This window comes from Algiphilus aromaticivorans DG1253, from assembly GCF_000733765.1.
GTDB lineage: Bacteria > Pseudomonadota > Gammaproteobacteria > Nevskiales > Nevskiaceae > Algiphilus > Algiphilus aromaticivorans.
Genome location: NZ_JPOG01000001.1, coordinates 2,232,351 through 2,251,146 on the forward strand (window position 1 = coordinate 2,232,351; position 18,796 = coordinate 2,251,146).

At 64.7% G+C, this 18,796-nt stretch carries 16 protein-coding genes; 7 read left to right on the forward strand and 9 right to left on the reverse strand.

What is annotated here, in order from left to right:
* Positions 1–193 precede the first annotated feature (193 nt).
* The 6 genes from U743_RS10395 to U743_RS10420 all read left to right on the forward strand — a co-directional run bounded on the left by U743_RS10395 (position 194) and on the right by U743_RS10420 (position 7,927).
* Positions 194–1,399, forward strand: a complete 1,206-nt coding sequence (locus U743_RS10395) for a DcaP family trimeric outer membrane transporter (RefSeq protein ID WP_043768017.1) — start codon at positions 194–196, stop codon at positions 1,397–1,399.
* A 98-nt stretch (positions 1,400–1,497) separates the two neighbouring features.
* Complete coding sequence (locus U743_RS10400; protein WP_043768020.1) at positions 1,498–1,695, forward strand: hypothetical protein; 198 nt, start codon at positions 1,498–1,500, stop codon at positions 1,693–1,695.
* Complete coding sequence (locus U743_RS10405; RefSeq protein ID WP_043768023.1) at positions 1,695–4,379, forward strand: sensor histidine kinase; 2,685 nt, start codon at positions 1,695–1,697, stop codon at positions 4,377–4,379. Before U743_RS10400 ends, U743_RS10405 begins: the two co-directional genes overlap by 1 nt.
* The gene (locus tag U743_RS10410) at positions 4,376–4,759 is read left to right on the forward strand and encodes a response regulator transcription factor (RefSeq protein ID WP_043768026.1); all 384 of its coding nucleotides are present in this window, start codon (positions 4,376–4,378) and stop codon (positions 4,757–4,759) included. The genes U743_RS10405 and U743_RS10410 overlap by 4 nt, the downstream gene beginning before the upstream one ends.
* On the forward strand, positions 4,756–6,855 hold the full coding sequence (locus U743_RS10415; protein ID WP_052367910.1) for a 3'-5' exonuclease: 2,100 nt from the start codon (positions 4,756–4,758) through the stop codon (positions 6,853–6,855). The genes U743_RS10410 and U743_RS10415 overlap by 4 nt, the downstream gene beginning before the upstream one ends.
* Positions 6,833–7,927 (forward strand): DUF294 nucleotidyltransferase-like domain-containing protein, encoded by a 1,095-nt coding sequence (locus U743_RS10420; protein ID WP_198022002.1) that lies wholly within the window; start codon positions 6,833–6,835, stop codon positions 7,925–7,927. The genes U743_RS10415 and U743_RS10420 overlap by 23 nt, the downstream gene beginning before the upstream one ends.
* A 6-nt stretch (positions 7,928–7,933) precedes the next feature.
* On the opposite strand, the gene U743_RS10425 is transcribed toward U743_RS10420, so the two are convergent.
* The 5 genes from U743_RS10425 to U743_RS10445 all read right to left on the reverse strand — a co-directional run bounded on the left by U743_RS10425 (position 7,934) and on the right by U743_RS10445 (position 13,359).
* Positions 7,934–8,941: a glycosyltransferase family 2 protein gene (locus tag U743_RS10425; protein ID WP_198022003.1), complete on the reverse strand. Its 1,008-nt coding sequence runs from the start codon at positions 8,939–8,941 to the stop codon at positions 7,934–7,936.
* Positions 8,942–9,011: 70 nt separating this feature from the next.
* Positions 9,012–10,736: a polysaccharide biosynthesis/export family protein gene (locus U743_RS10430; RefSeq protein ID WP_052367913.1), complete on the reverse strand. Its 1,725-nt coding sequence runs from the start codon at positions 10,734–10,736 to the stop codon at positions 9,012–9,014.
* A gap of 2 nt (positions 10,737–10,738) precedes the next feature.
* Positions 10,739–11,809, reverse strand: a complete 1,071-nt coding sequence (locus tag U743_RS10435; RefSeq protein ID WP_198022004.1) for a hypothetical protein — start codon at positions 11,807–11,809, stop codon at positions 10,739–10,741.
* A gap of 26 nt (positions 11,810–11,835) precedes the next feature.
* The gene (locus U743_RS10440; protein ID WP_043768035.1) at positions 11,836–12,510 is read right to left on the reverse strand and encodes an ABC transporter ATP-binding protein; all 675 of its coding nucleotides are present in this window, start codon (positions 12,508–12,510) and stop codon (positions 11,836–11,838) included.
* 18 nt (positions 12,511–12,528) lie between these two features.
* Entirely contained in the window at positions 12,529–13,359 is an 831-nt protein-coding gene (locus U743_RS10445; protein WP_043768038.1) for an ABC transporter permease, read from the reverse strand.
* A 282-nt stretch (positions 13,360–13,641) separates the two neighbouring features.
* Between U743_RS10445 and U743_RS10450 the strand changes: the two genes are divergently transcribed.
* Entirely contained in the window at positions 13,642–14,382 is a 741-nt protein-coding gene (locus tag U743_RS10450; protein ID WP_052367915.1) for a glycosyltransferase, read from the forward strand.
* 19 nt (positions 14,383–14,401) lie between these two features.
* Here the strand turns inward: U743_RS10450 and U743_RS10455 are convergent, their stop codons facing one another.
* From U743_RS10455 to U743_RS10470, 4 genes are all read right to left on the reverse strand, one after another.
* Complete coding sequence (locus tag U743_RS10455) at positions 14,402–15,202, reverse strand: sulfotransferase family protein (protein ID WP_084191479.1); 801 nt, start codon at positions 15,200–15,202, stop codon at positions 14,402–14,404.
* A gap of 12 nt (positions 15,203–15,214) precedes the next feature.
* The gene (locus U743_RS10460) at positions 15,215–15,925 is read right to left on the reverse strand and encodes a sulfotransferase family protein (RefSeq protein WP_052367917.1); all 711 of its coding nucleotides are present in this window, start codon (positions 15,923–15,925) and stop codon (positions 15,215–15,217) included.
* A gap of 11 nt (positions 15,926–15,936) precedes the next feature.
* Entirely contained in the window at positions 15,937–16,896 is a 960-nt protein-coding gene (locus U743_RS10465) for a peptidylprolyl isomerase (RefSeq protein ID WP_052367919.1), read from the reverse strand.
* Between the two features lie 174 nt (positions 16,897–17,070).
* The gene (locus tag U743_RS10470; RefSeq protein WP_198022005.1) at positions 17,071–18,660 is read right to left on the reverse strand and encodes a hypothetical protein; all 1,590 of its coding nucleotides are present in this window, start codon (positions 18,658–18,660) and stop codon (positions 17,071–17,073) included.
* Positions 18,661–18,796: the final 136 nt, after the last annotated feature.

An 18,796-nucleotide genomic window follows, 5' to 3' on the forward strand; every position in this document is an offset into this window, starting at 1 on the left:
CCTGTGTGTGCATCTGATTGCGTCATTTATACAAGCTGTGAGCGCGGCGGGCTATCCCACTTTCGTCGCGCTGCAGCATCGCGATCGCCAGGCCTTTCGACCTTTGGCTAATGGACGCACCCCTTTTGTGCAGACGATGCTGACGCCGCTGGATAAGCACATATAGGTCAAGACCATAAAGAGGAGACACGCCATGCGCAGTAGCAACCGTCTGTATGCCGCCGGCTTCGGAGCCGCCTGCCTGCTGGTCGCCGGACCCGCGGCGGCCGTATCGACCACCATCGGCGACACCGAGGTCTCACTCGGCGGCTATATCAAGCTGGACGCCATGTATTCCAGCTACTCGGACGCGGCGGGCGGCAACGCACCCGAAGACCGCGGTCGGACCTTCACGATCCCGGCCCTGATTCCGGTGGAAAGCGCGGGCAGCGATCGCGACGGCGCCACCGACTTCACGGCGCGCGAATCGCGCTTCAACCTGGGTACCAGCACCAGCAAGGGCGGGCACACGCTCAAGACCTTCATTGAGCTGGATTTCCTCGACCCCGCTTTCGACGGCGGTCTGGGCGGCAATGAGCGACTGGTGAATGATTCCAACCCGCGCCTGCGCCACGCCTTCGTGTCGTGGGAAACGCCGATGGGCGGCAGCTGGCTCTTCGGCCAGACCTGGTCGACCTTCATGGATCTCGGCGCCTACCCCGAACTGCTGGACTTCATCGGTCCCTCCGAAGGCATGACCTTCGTGCGACAGGCCCAGGTGCGCTACACCAACGGCCCGCTGCAGATCGCACTGGAGAATCCGCAGAGCACCATCACGCCCACCGGCGGCGGCCGCATCAGCAATGACAACGAGAACCTGCCGGATGCCGTGGTCAAGTACAGCCTCAAGACGCAGAGCGGCAACCTGCTGAGTTTTTCGGGCCTGCTTCGCCAGCTCGACGGCGGCGGCCCGGGCGCGAGCGGCGACAAGACCGTCGGCTACGGCGTCAATATCTCCGGCAAGCAGATGCTGGGTGCCAATGACATCCGCTTCCAGGTCAACTACGGCGACGGCATCGGCCGCTATCTCGGCCTGAACACCGCCAACGGCGCCGTCATTGACAACGACGGCGAGCTTGAAAGCATCGAGGCATTCGGCGGCTACGTCTCCTACCGGCAGGTATGGAGTGCCCGCTGGCGCTCCAACCTGAGCTACGGCTACTTCAGCGCCGACAACGATGCCGCATTGACGGGCAACGGCGTCACCAAGCAGGCGCAGAGCCTCAACCTCAACCTGCTGCATGAACCGGTGGCCGGCCTCGTCGTGGGTGGCGAACTGATCTACAGCGACCGCGAGCTGGAAAGCGGCGCCGACGGCTCCCTGAGCCGCTTTCAGTTCTCGGCCAAGTACGCCTTCTGACCGGCACCGCGAAACGCAGGAGCAACGGCCGGCGGAGCCAGCGATGGCTTCGCCGGCCGTCTGCGTTCATGCCGTGCATTATTCACGCGGAGGTTCTCATGCTGAATGATCCGCGCAGCCGCCAGCGTCTCATCGCGCTCTTCATCGCGGGCTGGCTGCTGTTCAACGAACCGCTGCTGGGCATCTTCCACGGCAGCCTGACCGGCAGCGGATTACCCGGCGTTGCCGTCTGGCTCTTCGCCGTCTGGGCGCTGATCATCATCGCCATCGGCTGGATGAGCCGGCGCGGACGCTGATGCTGCAATCGGAAACCATCATCGCGGTCGCGCTGGGCTATGTCGGCCTGCTCTTCGCCATCGCCTGGTACGGCGACCACCGCGCCGCAACCGGACGCTCGCTGATCGCCTCGCCCTTCGTCTACGCGCTGTCGCTGGCAGTCTACTGCACGGCGTGGACCTTCTTCGGCAGCGTCGGCCTGGCCGCGGAATCCGGCATGGCCTTTCTGCCCACCTACCTCGGGCCCACCCTCATGGCCGTGCTGTGGCCGATTGTGCTGATCAAGATGCTGCACGTCGCGCGCGCCCAACGCATCACCTCCATCGCCGACTTCATCGCCGCACGCTACGGCAAGAGCGCGCCCATCGCCGCGCTGGTCACGGTCATGGCCGTCGTCGCCATCGTTCCCTACATCGCGCTGCAGCTGAAGGCGGTGTCCATCTCCTTCTCGGTCGCCGCCCGCGACTGGCCGGAACTGGACGGCAGCGCCGGCCTGCTCACCGACAGCGCGCTCTACATCGCGCTCTTCATGGCTGCCTTCGCAATGATCTTCGGCACGCGGCGGATCGACGCCACCGAGCGGCACGAAGGCCTGGTGGCAGCCGTTGCCTTCGAGTCGCTGGTCAAGCTGCTCGCCTTTCTGGCGCTGGGCATCTTCGTCTGCTTCTTCCTGTTCAGCTCACCCTTGGAGATCTTCGCCCGCGCCGCCGAGCACCCGGAGCTGCGCGCGGGTTTCACCGGCACCGCGAGTGATAACTGGCTGACCATGCTGTTACTGGCCATGTTCGCGATCCTGCTTCTGCCGCGACAGTTCCAGGTGGCCGTGGTGGAGAACGTCGACCCCGGCCACGTGCGGCAGGCGATGTGGCTGTTCCCACTCTATCTGCTGCTGATCAATCTCTTCGTGCTGCCCATCGCCCTGGCCGGCAAGCTGCTGCTAGGCGCCGACGTGCCTGGCGACCGCTACGTGCTGCTGCTGCCGGGCGAGGCTGGCGCACAGTGGCTGACGCTGCTGGTGGGCATCGGCGGGCTGTCAGCCGCCACCAGCATGATCATCGTGGAAACCACTGCGCTGGCGACGATGATCTCCAATGATCTGGTCCTGCCCGGCCTGCTGCGCGCCCGCGCCTTCGGCAACGCCGGCAGCGGCGCCATCAGCCGCCAGCTACTGCTCAGCCGGCGTCTGGCCATCCTGGCGGTGCTGCTGCTCGGCTACGCCTACTTCCGCATCGCCGGCGAGACGCGCTCGCTGGTCTCCATCGGGCTGATCAGCTTCGCCGGCGTGGCACAGCTGGCGCCGGCGCTCTTCGGTGGCCTGTTCTGGAAGGAAGCGACCCGCGCCGGCGCCATGGCTGGTCTGCTCGCCGGCTTCCTCATCTGGGGCTACACGCTGCTACTGCCAAGCTTCGGTTTCGCGGCGAGCCTGATCGCGGATGGGCCGCTGGGCGTTGCCTGGCTGTCGCCGCACCGGTTGTTCGGCATGGAGGGCTTGCAGCCGCTCAGCCATGGCGTCCTCTGGAGCCTGCTGGTGAATGCAGCGGTCTTCGTCATCATCTCGCTCTTCGGCCGGCAGGACGCCGCCGAATCGGCCCAGGCGGCGCTCTTCGTGGACGCACTCACACCCGGCCAGCGCGACGCCAGCGTCGCCATGTGGCGCGGCGGCGCGCCCGTACAGGAACTGCGCGCACTGGTCGCTCGCATCCTCGGTCAGGAACAGGCCGAGCGCATCATCGGCCGCGCTGGCGACGATGGCTCCGCCGACGCACGGCTGATGCAGAAAGTGGAATCCGAGCTGGCCGCGGCCATCGGCTCGGCCTCTGCACGCATCATGGTGGCCTCCATCGCCCGCGAAGCGCCGCTGAGCATGGAGGAAGTGCTCGACATTCTCGGCGAGACCTCGCAGGCGCACTACCAGAACCGGCTACTGGAGCAGAAGAGTCGGGCGTTGGCGCGGACGACCGAAATGCTGGAGCGCAGCAACCAGCAGCTGCGCGAAATGGACCGCATCAAGGACGAATTCCTGGCCACGGTCACCCACGAGCTGCGCACCCCGCTGACCTCGATCCGGGCCTTCACCGAGATTCTGCGCGACAACCCGGCGCTGGACGACGTCGAACGCTCGCGCTTCCTGGATATCGTCGTCGGCGAAACCGAGCGACTGACGCGCTTGATCAATCAGGTGCTGGACATGCAGCGCCTGGAATCCCAGGGCATGGACTGGCAGCCCAGCCGCTTCGAGCTCGGCGAGACCATCGCCACCGGCATCGAATCGATGCGTCATCTTTTCGACGACGCCGACGTAGCCTTGCGCTACGAAGGAACTTCTGACGAGGTGGTGGTCGAGGCCGATCGCGACCGCATCACCCAGGTGTTGCTGAATCTGCTGGCAAATGCACTCAAGTTCACACCGGCCCAGGATGGCCGGGTGACGGTGACGCTGGACAGCGACGCCGGCTGGGCGCGCGTCTGCGTGCAGGACAATGGCCCCGGCATTGCACCGGAGGACCACGAGCTGATTTTCGACAAATTCCATCAGAGCCGGGATCCGCGCGGCGGTAAACCGCACGGCACCGGCCTCGGCCTGCCCATCAGCCGGCAGATCGTCGCGCACTTCGGCGGCAGCCTCGACGTCGACAGCCGGCCGGGTGAGGGCGCACGCTTCTGCTTCAGGCTGCCGCTGCCCCACTCCGGAGACGCTGCATGAACAGCACGACACCCCCCGCTCGCGTGCTCGTCGTCGACGACGAGCCCGGCATCGTGACCTCGCTGGAGTTCCTGCTGAAACAGGCCGGCTTCACGGTCAGTACCGCCACCGACGGCGACAGCGGCCTCGAGAAGGCACAGGCCGAGCGACCGGACCTGATCCTGCTCGACATCATGATGCCCGGACGCGACGGCTTCGAGGTCTGCCAGACGCTGCGTGCCGACCCCGCCATGGCCAACACGAAGATCGTCATGCTCACGGCGCGCAGCCGCGATGCCGAGCAGGCCAAGGGCCTCGCGCTGGGCGCCGACGACTACATCACCAAGCCCTTCTCGACGCGCGATCTGGTCGCGCGCGTCCAGGAGCTGTTGGCAGCGTGAAGCTCAGGCCCTCGCCACTGACGCGCGCTGCCCTGACCGCCGGTGCCTGCACCGCCGGTGCATTGCTCGTGGCAGCAACGCTGGGCTGGCTCGCGCTGGGGCCAGAGGCGCGCGCCGCGATCGGTGCCGACGCGCGCGCACCGCTTCTGGTCCTGCTACTGCTCGCCGCCGCCGCGGTCGCGGCCATCGGGGCCTGGCGCCTGCTGCGCCCGCATATCGGCATGGTGGCGCGCGTCGTGCACGCGCTCGACATTCTGCGCGAAGCGAACGCCTCCTTCCGGCTGACGCGCGAAGCACCACCGGAGCTGGCGCGCGCCGTCAACGCGCTGGCCGCCGACTATCAATACCGCATCGGCACGGTGGAAAGCCGCATCCGCGAGGCCACCGATGAACTCGCCACCGAACGCGATCTTCTCGCCGCCCTGCTCGCACAGCTGCGCGAGGCCGTGCTCGTCTGTGCCGACGACGGCCGCATCCTGCTCTACAACCCGCCCGCACGCGCGTTGCTCAGCGGCGAGCAGGCAGCCTTCGTCGGCCTCGGTCGCTCGATCTTCAGCCTGTTCCGACGCAGCGTCATCCTGCACTGTCTGGACCGCCTCTCCGACCTCCGCGAGGCCGATAACGAACCGGCCGTGCGGGCGGTCATCAGCACGCGCGACGGCCGCCTGCTGCGTGCGCGCTTCAGTCCGCTGCGCGAAGGCCGGCTCTCCGGATTCTTCCTGACCCTCACCGCGGCCGACAGCGTCGCTTCCGGCGCACTACAGCCCGAGGAAGAGCGCGCCAAGGTCACCGATGCCGCTCTGCGCCGGCTAACGCACGTCCGCACAGCGATCGAGGCGTTGCGCGATTATCCGGACATGGAAGAGGAACAGCGCGAGCGCTTCCTGGCAATGATCGACGACGAAAGCGCGGTACTGGGGAACTGTCTGGCGCGAGGCCGCCAGCTCGACCAAAGCGCTCAGCAGGCCCGCTGGCCGCTGGAGGAAATCGCCGCCGAGACCTTCTGCACCATGCTGCAACGCCGTGTTGCCGACGCTGCCGGGGCCACCGTAGCGCTTCGCCTGGAGCGCCCGGAGGACTGGCTGCGCGCGGACAGTTACGCCATGGCGGCGGCACTGCGCTTCGTCACGACGCAGGTGGGGCGCGAGCTGGATGGCGGCGCCTTCTCGCTGCGCCTGACACGCAGCGACGGCCACGCTGCCATCGACCTGCTCTGGGCCGGTGCGCCGGTACCGCCGAGCCTGTGGAGCCGGTGGGAGCACCAGCCCGTGCAGGAAGGTGACGGCGCCCTGCCCTACACCCTGAGCGAAATCGCCCAGCGCCACGGCGGCGAATGCTGGCCGCTTGGAGGCGACACGCCCGGCGCGCGCTGGCTGCTGCCGCTGGCCGAGCCACCGGGCCAGCACACCGATTCCACGGCGGTGATCGGAGCGCGCCCGGAGTTCTACGACTTCAATCTCTTTGCCAGCGCCTCGCCGGAGGACGATCGCGGTGACCGTCGCCTGCGCGAGCTGATCTGCACGGCCTTCGACACCGAAACCACCGGCCTGGACCCGGCCGGCGGAGACCAGATCATCGCTATCGGCGGCATCCGCGTCGTCAACGGTCGCATTCTGAGTCAGGAGGTCTTCGAATCCTTCGTGGGCACGAGCCACCCAATCGCAAGCAGTGCCCAGGAAGTCCACGGCATCAGCGCCGCCATGCTCGCAGATGCACCGCCGGCCGAGCAGGTACTGCCACGCTTCGCGGACTTCTGCGAGGACACGGTGCTACTGGCGCACAACGGCGCATTCGACCTCAGCTTCCTCAGCCGGCAAGGCAGCGCGCTGGGGACAAGCTTCACGCAACCCGTGCTGGACACCCTGCTGTTGTCGGCCGTGCTCTACCCCGAAGGTGACGGCCACCAACTGGAAGCCATCGCCGAACGAGTGGGCGTGTCGGTCATCGGCCGGCACACCGCGCTGGGTGATGCCATCGTCACCGCCGAGGTCTTCGTTCGCCTCATTCCGCTGTTGGAAGCACGCGGCATCGAAACCCTCGGCGATGCGCTGCGCGCCTCACAGGAGACCTGGTATGCCCGCCTCGACTACGGATAAGCCAAGCGCCACCGAACCCGTGCGCATGTACCGCGGCACCCGCGACCGCGTCCACGCGCTCGCCGAAGCGCTGGCCGAGGCACCGGCCGTCAGCGTCGTCGCCCAGCGCGCGGTCGACACACGCGAGCTCGGCTTCCATCTGCTCAGCGAAGGCATGGCGGCAGTGCATCTGACGCGCATCGTCGCCGAGCTCAACGACGTCATGACGCAGCGGCTGATCGACCTCATCGCCGTTAAGCACGATCTCTCCGGCATCCGTTGGTGCTGGATGGCGCTTGGCAGCGAGGGGCGTTTCGAACAGACGTTGTACACCGACCAGGACAACGCGCTGATCTTCGAGGCGGACAACGCCGAGGATGCGCGCCAGCGCCTGCTCACCTTCGCCCGCGAGGTCAATCACGCGCTGGCGCGCTGCGGCTTCCGCCTGTGCCCCGGCGACATCATGGCGGGCAACCCGCGCTGGTGCCTCACGAGCCAGGAATGGCGCGGGCGTTTCGCGGACTGGGTCGACACCGGCGACCCCGAGGCGCTGCTGCACGGTGCGATCTTCTTCGATTTCCGTGCCCTGCACGGCAACGCCCGCCTGGCCGAGGACCTGCGTGACTGGCTGTCGTCCTATGTCGCCGAGCGTCCGCTCTTCCTGCGGCAGATGAGCGAGAACGCGCTGCGAAATCAACCACGGCTCGGCCCCTTCCGGCCGCTACAGCGCTGGCTGAGGCCCGAGAACCGCTTTGACATCAAGCTGCGCGGCGTGTCGCCATTCTCCGATGCTGCGCGGGTCCTCGCTCTGTCCCGCGGCCTCAGTGCCACCAGCACAACAGAAAGACTTCGTAGCTGGGCGCGGACTGCCAACGAACAACGTCAGGTCGAAGGCTGGAGTCGCGCATTCAACAGCCTGCAAACGTTCCGCCTTGATCGGCAGATGCATTGCTTCGTATCCGGAAGCCCGATGGACAACCAGCTGATCCCGGCGCGGATGTCCACCTTCGATCTGGCGGTGGTCTGCGCGGCACTGCGCGAAGCGCGCAGCATCCAGCAGCATCTCGCGATCAGCTATCAACTGCGGCAGTAGCGCCCATCATTCACCGGCAGGGATCTCGCGAATCACCGGACGGCGACGGATCGGATCGAGGGGACGCCAGCTCATGGCCCTCGCGAGCGTACCGAGCGCTACCCGACGGCCGCTCAGAATGCGCCGACGCTTCGCGCGCACGTTGCGCCAGGCGCGGCAGGCATCACGCAAGGCCCGGAGGTACAAACGGCCCTGACCGCGCCGCGCGCAGACCAACCCGTGCGCGAGCGTCAGGGCCGCATGCATTGGCAACGAAAACAGAAGCAACAGCCATGGCATATTCTTGAAGAAGGTCCATGCTCGATTGCGCACGCCGTGATAGACGGCGAAATCCGAGTAGCGGGAACTCGATGCGGAACCTTCGTGCACGACCACGGCACCGGCTACCTGCACGGCGCGATGACCGAGAAGGCGTGCTCGGAAGCAGAGATCGACATCCTCGCCATAACAGAAGTAGTCCGCGTCGAAGCCGCCGAGCCCCTCGAAAAGGCTGCGGCGAACCATCATCGCTGCCCCGCACGGCGAGAAAACTTCGCCGTCCGTGGGCGGCGGCAGCACCCGACCGTAGCCTCCGCGATAGAAGAAGCCGCTGTGATGGTAAACATCACCGAGACCATCGAGATGCCCTTCGCCCCCGTCGGCATATTGCGTGCTGCCGAAAAGCGAGGCCCAGGGATAGGCCGCCGCCGCCTGCATAAGCCGCTCCAGCCAGTCCGGCTCCGGATAGCAGTCCGGGTTCATGAGCAGGAGCCACTCGCCGGAGGCGTCCTCGGCGAGACGGTTGTTGCCACCAGCGAACCCCAGATTGACCGGGCTTTCCAACAGCTCATAACCGGCCGGCACCTGGGCTCCCTCCACGCCTTCGCCCTCCGGGGAGCCGTTCTCCAGAATCCGCACGCTCCGGGGCGAAACAGTCTGGTGCTCCAGGGCAGCAAGCGCCTTCGGCAAGGTGCGACGGCTTCGATAAGCAACGATCAGAACCGTGACATCTACAACGCTCTCAGCCAGGGACACGACGATCCCGGCTTGTCACGGCCGGCGGCCGAGCGGGCGACGCAGCGCGTCACTGGCGCCCGGCCCCGATTCAGATGCCAAGCACCACACCTGCCGTCAGCGCGATATTCGACATGACCTGCGTCAGATCCTTGGTGAACTGGAAGGTCTTCAGCTCAACCCTGGGCAGAACCATGATCTCATCACCCGGCCGCACCCTTGTTCGCGTAAACAGCCCGCCCTGCGCCATCTCGATCTCGCCGTTGGCGCGCCGGACGTAGATCCGGTCGCTGTCGGTGGCCTGTGTCAGGCCACCGGCCTGCTCCAGGTAGTAATCGACGCTACGCCCCTCCTGATGGATGAAGGCCGTCGGCAGAAAGACTTCGCCCTGCACAGCCACGGTGTTCTTCTGGCGCGGAATGCGGATGCGGTCACCGTCCTCCAGATCCACATCGGAAGGATCGAAACCGTCGTGCAGAACCACCTGACCATCGGGCTGGATCTTCTCGGCCTTCTCGATGAACTGCGAGATCAGCTGCGCTTCCTGGATGCGCAGCTGCGCCTCCTCGCGCGTGCCGGAACGCGCACTGAGCACGGCTTCTTCCAGTTTGCGCAGCATCTGGTCCAGCACTTCCTTCTGACGCTGGGCCACACTTTCCCGGTAGAGCGCCAGCCCCTGCATATTGGAGCGATCGGTGAGCCGCACCCGATCAAGCAGATCCGCCAAAGTGGCGTCATAGGGCAGCACGAACTGACTGACGCCTTCGAACTCGCCTTCTACGGATGCTGTTATGGCACCAACGCGGCGGTCCTCGAAGACATTGACGTTGTCACCGGAAACGACCGAAACGCCCTCCAGCTCGGAGCCGAGCGCCAGCACTTCCGCCTCGCGCTGCCTGGTCTGATTGCGGATCAGCTGCACATGAGTCGCGCGCTTGCTGACGCTGGCGTACTCCAGCAGCCTGGAAAGCGGAATAGCCCCCTCGAACTCGAATCGCGCCTGGCGGTTGACGAGCCCCGTCACACTGGCCGTCGACTTGCGGGCTCCGACAACGATCGTATCGCCGTCGCGAAACTGCAGCATCGGCAGGCGCCCGTCGAGCAGGAAGTCGTAGAGATTGACGGTGCTCTGCAACTCGCCGTTGCGGAGCACGCGGATATCCAGGTAGCTGCCGCTCTCTGGATCGATCCCGCCAGCGCGGTCGAGAAAGTGCAGTAGCGAGTCCGATCCATGCGCCGCATACAAGCCCGGCGCCTCGACATTGCCCGCCACAAAGACCCGCACCGGATCAGCGCTCGCCAGGGCCGCATAAACCCCGACATTCTCCCGATAGACCTTCTCGATTCGCTCGCGCACAAGCTCGTTGAGGTCCTCGTTGCGCACGTTGAGCACATTCACCGGCCCGACGCCCGGAATGAAGATGTTGCCCTGCGAGTCCACCTCCAGGCGCTGCGCCATATCGACCCCGCCCCACAGAGTCAGGTTGACCAGGTCGCCGACACCGACAACGTAATCCGGATTGAAGCCCGCGAAGGATTGATGCGCGAAGCGTCCGCGGAACAGGCGGCTCCCGAAGGGCGCGTTTGGCCCGGACGCATAGGACTCCAACTCGGCATCCTCGGGCACTTCCTCGCTGTCCTCGAGGGGGCGGAGCGACTGGGGTGGTTGCTGCTGCTGCGCCACCGCGGCCGACGGCGTCGTCGGCAACAGAGCCGAGCTACCGCCGCCCATCATCCCCGGAGGCGGCTGCTGCGCGGAGAGCGCGGGGGCCACAAGCAGCAGCCCCAGCAGCGCCCTTTTCGACCAGACTCCCATGCTCACTCCCTGTGATCCTGGATCGTCGCGATGATCAGACCCAGAACGAAATAGGCAAGATTCAGAAACACGAACACCGTCAGCGTCCAGTAAGCGATACGGGGATGATAAGCCTCCTCGGCCAGGCTGGGCGCGGACAGGGAAACCAGATACTTCGCCTTGCGCGCCGTTTCCAGGCGGGTCATCTCCAAGGTCCCGATCGCGGATTTGTACACCTCGGTCGCCACGTTGAGATTCACCTCAGCGTCCTGGTAGTTCAGCATCAACTCGTTGAGGCCCTCCTCGTCATCGCTACCGACGAGCTCGGCGCGTTGCTCGGCAATCTGCTTCTTGAGCGCCGCGATCTTCCGCTGCGCCTCGACAACCTGCTGAGCCCCTGGATTCATGTAACTCTCGAGCGCCTTTAGCGTGGCCTGCTGCTGAGCCAGCTGCTGCATCAAGCCCCCGATCACCATGCCGGCCGATTCGGATTCCTTCTCCGGGCTGAAGACCTCGTACTTGCGCTGCAGCTCGACCATATCGCGTGAAGCCTTCTTCAGTTTCTGCTGCGCCCTCTCGACTTCGCCTTCGATGAAAGCCAACTGCTCGCGCGCCAGATGGTGGCTGACGTCGTTGACGAAGGTCTCGCTGCGGGCGACAAGCATGTCAGCGACCTTCTGCGCGAACCCGGGATCGTAGGCCGTAAAGGCGACCTCCACCACAAAGGATTCCTGATCCACCGTCACCTCAAGATGATCGAGGAAATACTTCAGTAATCTCTCGCGTGATGCATCGGCGGGCAAACGGCTCCACCAATCGATCTGCTCACTGCTGAAATGCGCTCGAACGCCCAGCTCCTGTTCCAGGTACTCCAACATGGCGCGCGATTCCATGAAAGTCTTCACGATCAGGGCGTCCACCTTGCTCGGCGCGCTGCCGAGAAGATCGCCGATAGCCAGCTCCGGCGTCGGAACAGGAGTGTCGTGCTCGATCATGACATGCGCGCGGCTGACATAGCCTTCAGAGGCGATCAAGCCGTTATAGGCCAGAACCGCCAGCGTCGGCAGCACAACGAGTAGGGCATAGCGCAGCAACTTTCCTTGCTGCCCCAATAGATTCGTCATGCCTTCTCCTTCATGTCGGCGCCGTATGCCGCAATCGCGTCCTTGACGTCCGGGTAGTACTGCGCCCCTCCATCGCGGAGATAGACGCCGACTTCGCAGTCCTGCTCAAGCTGCTTCAGATTGTGGCTCACCATGATGACGCTGGAGCGCCCCCGTTTTTCGGCAAAGGTTTTCTTGGCCTTCTCCCGGAACTGCTTGTCACCGACCGCTGTCAGCTCGTCGATCAAGTAGTAGTCGTAGTCGAAGGACATGCTGATGGCAAAGCCCAGGCGCGCCTTCATGCCTGAGCTGTAGGTTTCCACCGGGTGGTCGAAGAAAGCGCCGAGCTCGCAGAATTCCTCGACGAAGGCAACGCGCTCCCGCTGCGTGCGCGGGTCATCGCCACTGATGCGGCTCACGAAGCGCGCATTGTCACGGCCGGAGAGCTTCTTGGCAAAGCCGCTCGTCAAGCCCAGCGGTGGCGAGATGAGCCCATCGGAGCGCACCGAACCGCGATCCGGCAGCTCGATGCCCCCCAGCAGTCGCATCAGAGTGCTCTTACCCACCCCATTGCGGCCGACGATGCCGACATGCGTACGCGAAGGCAGCTCGAGATTGAAATCGCGAAGCACGAAATGGCGTGCGAAGCCGCGCAGCGGGTAGGACTTGGTAACGTTGCGAAGGACGATCACGAAAAGCGCGGCCGGGGATCAGATGAGCTGAAAGAGATAACGGCGATAAGCCGACAGGCTCACGAAGAGCAGCACGGCTATGGTGCCCACCAGATAGACCACACTGCCCGGCGAGGTATAACCCACCAACACGGCATCCCGGGCGAAGTCCACACCGTGCAACACGGGATTCCACACCAGGTAGGCCCGATACTCGACAGGGATCATGTCGATCGTGAAAAACAGCCCGGAAATAAAGAACATCGGGCGCATGATCACGCCGAATATTCGCTTCATGTCGGGAAAAATAGTGCCGAAGACCTCAAAGGCCAGGCCGGTGCTAGTTCCGAGCAGAAACAACGCGAACATCGCGGCAGCCAAGCCAAGCGCGCTGTCCAGCTCGAGATCCTTGCCAATCCACCACCAGCCCACAAGGAAGAGAATTCCAACACCGGTCATGGTCAGCGCCTCAATGAGGCATCGTGCCAGGATCACATCAATGGGTTTGACTTGGCGATAGTTAAAAAGACCCTTGTGCGAGGAGCAGACTCCCTGTGCATTCGTGACGCTGTTCATGAACAAGAAATAGGGGACCGCGCCGAAAACAAAGAACACGACGGGGTTTTCGCCATACAGCGTGGCGTGATTGCCGCGAATGAAGGCGTGGAGCGTGGTCAGGATGGCCACGACGGCTCCCGGCTCGGCGACGGCCCAGAAATAACCGAGCCGCGACTGGCCGAACTGGTTCTTCATCTCGCGCAACAGGAAGGCCCAGACGGACACGAAAAAGACGTGAGCGCTGGAGCGCTCCCGCCGGATCGCCGGCCCCGTCACGGGGCCTTGGTGCTCTGATTGGGGGTCTTCCGCCATGAGTGACGCTTCCTCAGTCTACCAACCGGATGCGCCAGCCCACCCACCTGATTGATCGGGCGCGCGCGGCGTCGGAGGCGCGCACAGGATACGCCCCTTGGCCGCAGGCAGCAGACAGCAGCGCCCTGACCGCGCCCGCGATCTCCTCGGCATCCGGCCGCGGAGCGCGGCACGCCGAACAGGCCAGACCCGTAGAATGCCTTCCCCGCGGGGCACTCCTTCCGGCTTCTCTCTTTCATCGTGGTCACGAACACACCGCAGCACCTCTGGGCGATATCGATCGTGAGCCACGGACACGGCCGCGCCGTGCTGGGTGCCCTGCAGGATCTCGCTGCACAGGCTCCGGCCGGGCGGACCCAGTACTTCCTGACCCTCAATACCGGCGAGGCGACCGACTTTCTCGACGAATTGCCGCCCAAGGTCCGCGAAGCCCTGATCGTCATTCGCAACGCACGCCCACTGGGCTTCGGCGCCAACCACAATCAGGCCCTGCTCGAAGCCGATGCCGAGTTCGTGGTCATGGTGGATCCGGACCTGCGGCTCGGTACGCGCACGCTGGAGGCGGTCCAAAGCGCGCTCGGCGACCCGACGAATGGCATCGTCGCACCGCTCGCCTATACGCCGGAAGGTCGCATGGAAGACAATGGGCGCCCCGTGATAACGCCCGGCTCGCTGATTCGCCGCTACAGCGTCGAACGATGGCCCCACCGGCGCGCGCCCGAAGCGCCCGATGTCGACGAAATGCCCGTCGACTGGCTTGCCGGCCTGTTCATGGCGATGCGGCACGGGACCTTCGTCAGGCTCGGCGGCTTCGATGCCCGCTATCGCCTCTACTGCGAGGATACCGATCTCTGTCTGCGGGCGAGAACCCAGGAAGGGTTGCGCGTCGCATTGCTTCCACGCGCCCGGATCACGCATCCGGCGCGGCGCCAGACCCTGAAGCATCCGCACCACCTGCTCTGGCATGTGCAAGGCCTGCTTCGGTTGTGGCGCTCTCCGGCCTACCGAGCGCTCAAGCGCTGATCCGCTTCGCAGCGGCGGTTCAATCCCTGGCGGATGCCCGCAAAGCGTATCCACAACGCTCGAGTTCCGCAGCCAGCATGGCCTCGCAACCTTCGGGCACATCATCCAGACCAGCCTTGGCGGCGTCGAACCCGGCGTTCCGGTAGTCCGGGTTCATCCGTGGGTGCAACGTTCCGTCCAGCATCTGCGGCGCGTACGGCACTTCCAGAAAGGCGCAGGCCCGCCGAAGCTCGGTCTCCGGAGCAGTCAGCAGTGTTTCGTAGCGAAGGCACAGCGCCCTCGGATGACGCGCCAGGAAATGATAGACGCCGGCGGCGTAACGCCAGCGCCGACAGGCCCCTTCGAGATCCAGCCCGGCCCGCGCCATCTTCGAACGAACGCAGCTCCGCCCGTCGCGCAGAATGAAAATGAAGCGACAATCCGCCAGCATCTCGTCAAAGAACATGCGCAAGGTAGCGGGGGTCGGCGTCTGCGGGAAACCGGCCATATCTTCCAGCCGCGCCAACTGCTCCGTGGTGATCTTGTTCCCGTGGATCCGGGTGTCGGAACTCACTGCCTCTGTCGCACATGCGGCCAGGAAGGCTGCGGCACGGGCGTCTGGATGGCCCTGATGCGAGTCAGCCAGCAACGTCGACTTGACATGCCTTTCAAACCCGACCGAAACCCGCGGATGGCTGTCCAGCAACGCTGCCAGCAGACTGGTACCCCCACGCCCCGCGCCGAGTACGAGAAGCTCCAGAGTCCGGCGCTTCGTCACATTGCCTCCGCCGACCGTGTCATTGACTCTGCGTCGCTCGCGAAGGGCTGTCTGCTCGTCCACGCCGCATCCGCATCATTCGGGGACCGCAAGCCATTCGTCGAGAGAGTCACCGAGCATCGCCTCCAGAGCCCGGACACGATCGTGATACAAGGTCACCAGATGCGCGCGCAGATGCGGCGGCAGCGATTCCCCCGAACCCGCGAACACGCGCTCTTTCAGCCCCGTGCGCATCGCCTCATTGGGCGTCTCGACCCCGATATGCACGCAAACCGAATCGAGAAGCGCTTCCGGCTGGGTCTCGATATGCTCATAGCGCAGGATCAGGAGCTGCTCGCGCGGGAAATGCGCCAGCCAGTTCTCCAGGCAACGTGCGTAATCGCCCCGAGCCAACGAGCCACGCGAGTGGAAGTGATCAATGAACCACTGATCACTCGCCTCATCGCGTCGCATCTCGGCGCGCCCCAAGGCCATGAGCGCCGAGGACCAAGCACGCTCGACAGGGTTGCGCAGCAGATAGAGCAAGCGCAGTTGCGGCGCGACCTCGCGCAGCTGAGCGATGCGCACTTCCGGAAGAATCGCGTAGGCGGGAGTGATCTCCCCCTCCAGCCGCTCGGGATGCCGAAAGGTTGCCAGGTACTTCGGAATTTCCTCCGCTGCCTTCATGCGATCCCAGAAGTGCATCTCCTTGCCACCTGGGAATCCGATCCGGGGATGGCGTGATAGCTGAGCATGCAGCCAGCTCGTGCCGGCTTTCTGCGCACCAATCCCCATGAATCGAAGCATGAGATTAAAAGCTATTTCGCCTTCGGAACACCCGCACCGTCGAGGGCTTTCTCGTTCAGCGGCTCTGCCAACTCTTCGGCTTCGCTGAGCGACGAGAAGGCCTCTTCAAGGCGCGTCTCCGAAACCATCGCGGCCTCCCGGGAAACCTGCTCTTCCAGCCACGCGCCGAGCGCTTCGCGCTGACGCTCCTTGCGCAGCTTGGCAACGATCTGCTCCTCGACCTCTTCAAAGGGCGTGGGCTCGATCTCGGGGCGCTCCAGCAACTTGATGATATGGAAGCCGAAGCGTGTCTCGACAACACCGCTGATTTCGCCCGGCTCTTCCAGCGCGAAGGCGGCTTCCGAGAACTCGGGGACCATATCGTCGGCCGCGAACATGCCGAGATCCCCTTTTGTGTATTGAGAGCCATCGTCCGAATGCTCGGCGGCGAACTCGCCGAAGTCGGCGCCGTCGCGCAGCTTCTGCAACAGCGCTTCCGCTTCCTCGCGCCGCCGTTCCTTGTCCTCCGCCTTGGGCGCGTGGAGCAGGATATGCGCCGCCCGAATGCGCTCCTCGGGGGTGAACTCTTCGATGTTCTCGTCGTAGTACGTGCGCGCAGGCTCGCTCAGGTCCGGCATGTCGAGCTCATCCAGGAAGCGCGCTGGTACCGTTTCGGCAAGCGCTTCCTCTCGCGCGCGCCGGAGGCGTGCCTGCAGGCGGGGCTCGTCGATATAGCCCTGCTCGTGCGCAATCTGCTCCATGCGGCGACGGAAGTAGATGCGCGTTACCAGACTCTGCAACTGCTTCTTGTCCGAAAGCACCTGCTCGCGGCGCTTCTTCGACAGCAGGCTCAGCTCGTTGCGGACATCGGCCATCGATACCTGGACCTGCTGGCCGGAAGCCAGTACCGCGCTGTCGGGTACGTCATCAGCGTGGGCCACCGACAGCGGCGCCAGGAGGAGGGAAATGACGAACAGAATGGAGCGCCGCATCAAGGAATCTCCGTAAAGAAGGTGAGTCAATCGGGCGCCATTCTACGGCAGCTGGCAACAGGAACACGGTGAGTCACTGGACTCCGCCCACAAAAAAAGGCCACTGCCCGAAGGCAGTGGCCCTTTGTCAACAACTGGCTTCGAAGCTTCTCGAAACCGGGTCGTCCGACCCTTTTAGTTGTCGATCGTGTAGGCGTGCTCGGTCGCCTGGCCGAAGTTCAGGCCCGGGTTGCCGAAGTCACGCTGCTTGTACACGAAGCCGGTCACCGGATAGGCGGTAACCATATCGTCGTCGATGAAGGTCATCTCCAGCCAGCCGCTATCCGCGTTGGAAACGAGCTGGTTGGTATCGACAGCCAGCGCCACCGGCGATTCCAGCGTCGAAGCCGCGCTGGAAGCGTTGCGACCGATACGGATCACGTTGGACTCGTAGGGCAGGTTGTCGATCTCGATGTCGGGCGGCGGGGCCGGCGAAACGATCGGGCCGTCGACCTGCACCTGAGCAGTGCCTTCCTCGCGGTCGTAGATGTCGTACTGCGCCACGATGTCAGCGCGACCGTTGTCCCCGTCCTGGAACACCGTCGGGAAGCCCTCATCCGGGCAGTCACCAGCCACGACCGGGTTGGCAGACACGCCGCCCACCGTACCGGTGTCATTGCGCCATGCGTTGCAGGCAGCCTGGACGTTATCGTTGTCGAAGTCCGCCTGGAAACGCTTGGTCGGGAAGGTCACGACCCACTCGGCGGTGCCGCCGGTGTTGTCGTTGCTGGTCCACTCGTTCTTGACCTGCGAGGAAGCGATGCCGGCCCCGATGGCGGGAAGGGCACTCGTCGACCAGAGGCCATCCGACGAAGCGATCGTCGGCTCAAGGAACCAGGGGAACTGCTGGGCGGTAACGAGGTTCGCATCAACGCCGAAACCGGCGATGTGCAGAGACTCGATGCCGGCAGCGCGGCCCGTATCCTGGTTGACGAGGCTCGCATTCACCTTCAGCGGATCAGGCGTGACGATCGGACCGTAGCCGATGGTGCTCTCGTTGGCACCACCGCCGTCGACAGAGCCGAGGCGCGCGAGCGGGCTGCCCGAACCGACCTGAACGCCGCCGGCGTCCTGGCCCGAGATGGTCTCGTTCGGATCGTCGCCTTCGAACTGCGCCGTACGGCGCACGAAGTCGAGCTGGACGCGACCGCAGTCACGCGGCTCGCCATCGACGTGCTCGGCGAGATAGGCGGTGGAGTTGCGCTGCGCATTGTTCAGCGCCTCACCATTGCCCTCGGTCTCACCCATGACGAGGATTTCGATGTAGCCCTCGCGGGTACGGGTCATGTCGCCGTCGGTGGCAGTGTGATCGGCGAACTCGTTCGAGTAGGCCAGCTCACTCGCTTCGGCGCCATTGTCACGGACACCGATGGGGATCGTGCAGGAACGATCGGTCGTCTGCAGCGAGGGCCGGCCCATCGGGCTCTGCTCGATGAAGGCGGTCCAGACGTCGCGCGGGCTCAGGGCGATGTTGAAGTCGAGAACATCGCGCGAGTTGCGGGACTCGTGAAGACGAAACTTCACGGCCAGCGAGTTGTCGCTGGTGTTGGTCAGGTTGATCAGGGTGCGCCAGCCACCGTTGACGGTGTAATACGGCACGACAACGGCAGTACCGGTATTGCTATCCGAGACCTCGATCTGGGCGGCCGCCGGCTGCAGCGCGAACGCTGCCCCGAGTGCTGCACCCAGCCCCAAAAGCCTGGATTTAGTGAGGAAGTTCCCCATGGTCACTCTCCTTGTTACTAACTTGATTGATTTGCAAATAAATCAGTGAACACTTCCCACGAACCGCCACTGCGCCGGACTCGTCGAGAGTATGTTGAACGGCACCCCCCTGTCGCTTTTACCCGATGGGCTGTGC

Excerpts from the sequence above, each read along its gene's own strand:
- U743_RS10400 (WP_043768020.1), top strand. The coding sequence starts at position 1,498 with ATGCTGAATGATCCGCGCAGCCGCCAGCGTCTCATCGCGCTCTTCATC.
- U743_RS10430 (WP_052367913.1), bottom strand. The coding sequence starts at position 10,736 with ATGGGAGTCTGGTCGAAAAGGGCGCTGCTGGGGCTGCTGCTTGTGGCC.
- U743_RS10405 (WP_043768023.1), top strand. The coding sequence starts at position 1,695 with ATGCTGCAATCGGAAACCATCATCGCGGTCGCGCTGGGCTATGTCGGC.
- U743_RS10470 (WP_198022005.1), bottom strand. The coding sequence starts at position 18,660 with ATGGGGAACTTCCTCACTAAATCCAGGCTTTTGGGGCTGGGTGCAGCA.
- U743_RS10460 (WP_052367917.1), bottom strand. The coding sequence starts at position 15,925 with ATGCTTCGATTCATGGGGATTGGTGCGCAGAAAGCCGGCACGAGCTGG.
- U743_RS10445 (WP_043768038.1), bottom strand. The coding sequence starts at position 13,359 with ATGGCGGAAGACCCCCAATCAGAGCACCAAGGCCCCGTGACGGGGCCG.
- U743_RS10420 (WP_198022002.1), top strand. The coding sequence starts at position 6,833 with ATGCCCGCCTCGACTACGGATAAGCCAAGCGCCACCGAACCCGTGCGC.
- U743_RS10465 (WP_052367919.1), bottom strand. The coding sequence starts at position 16,896 with ATGCGGCGCTCCATTCTGTTCGTCATTTCCCTCCTCCTGGCGCCGCTG.
- U743_RS10410 (WP_043768026.1), top strand. The coding sequence starts at position 4,376 with ATGAACAGCACGACACCCCCCGCTCGCGTGCTCGTCGTCGACGACGAG.
- U743_RS10395 (WP_043768017.1), top strand. The coding sequence starts at position 194 with ATGCGCAGTAGCAACCGTCTGTATGCCGCCGGCTTCGGAGCCGCCTGC.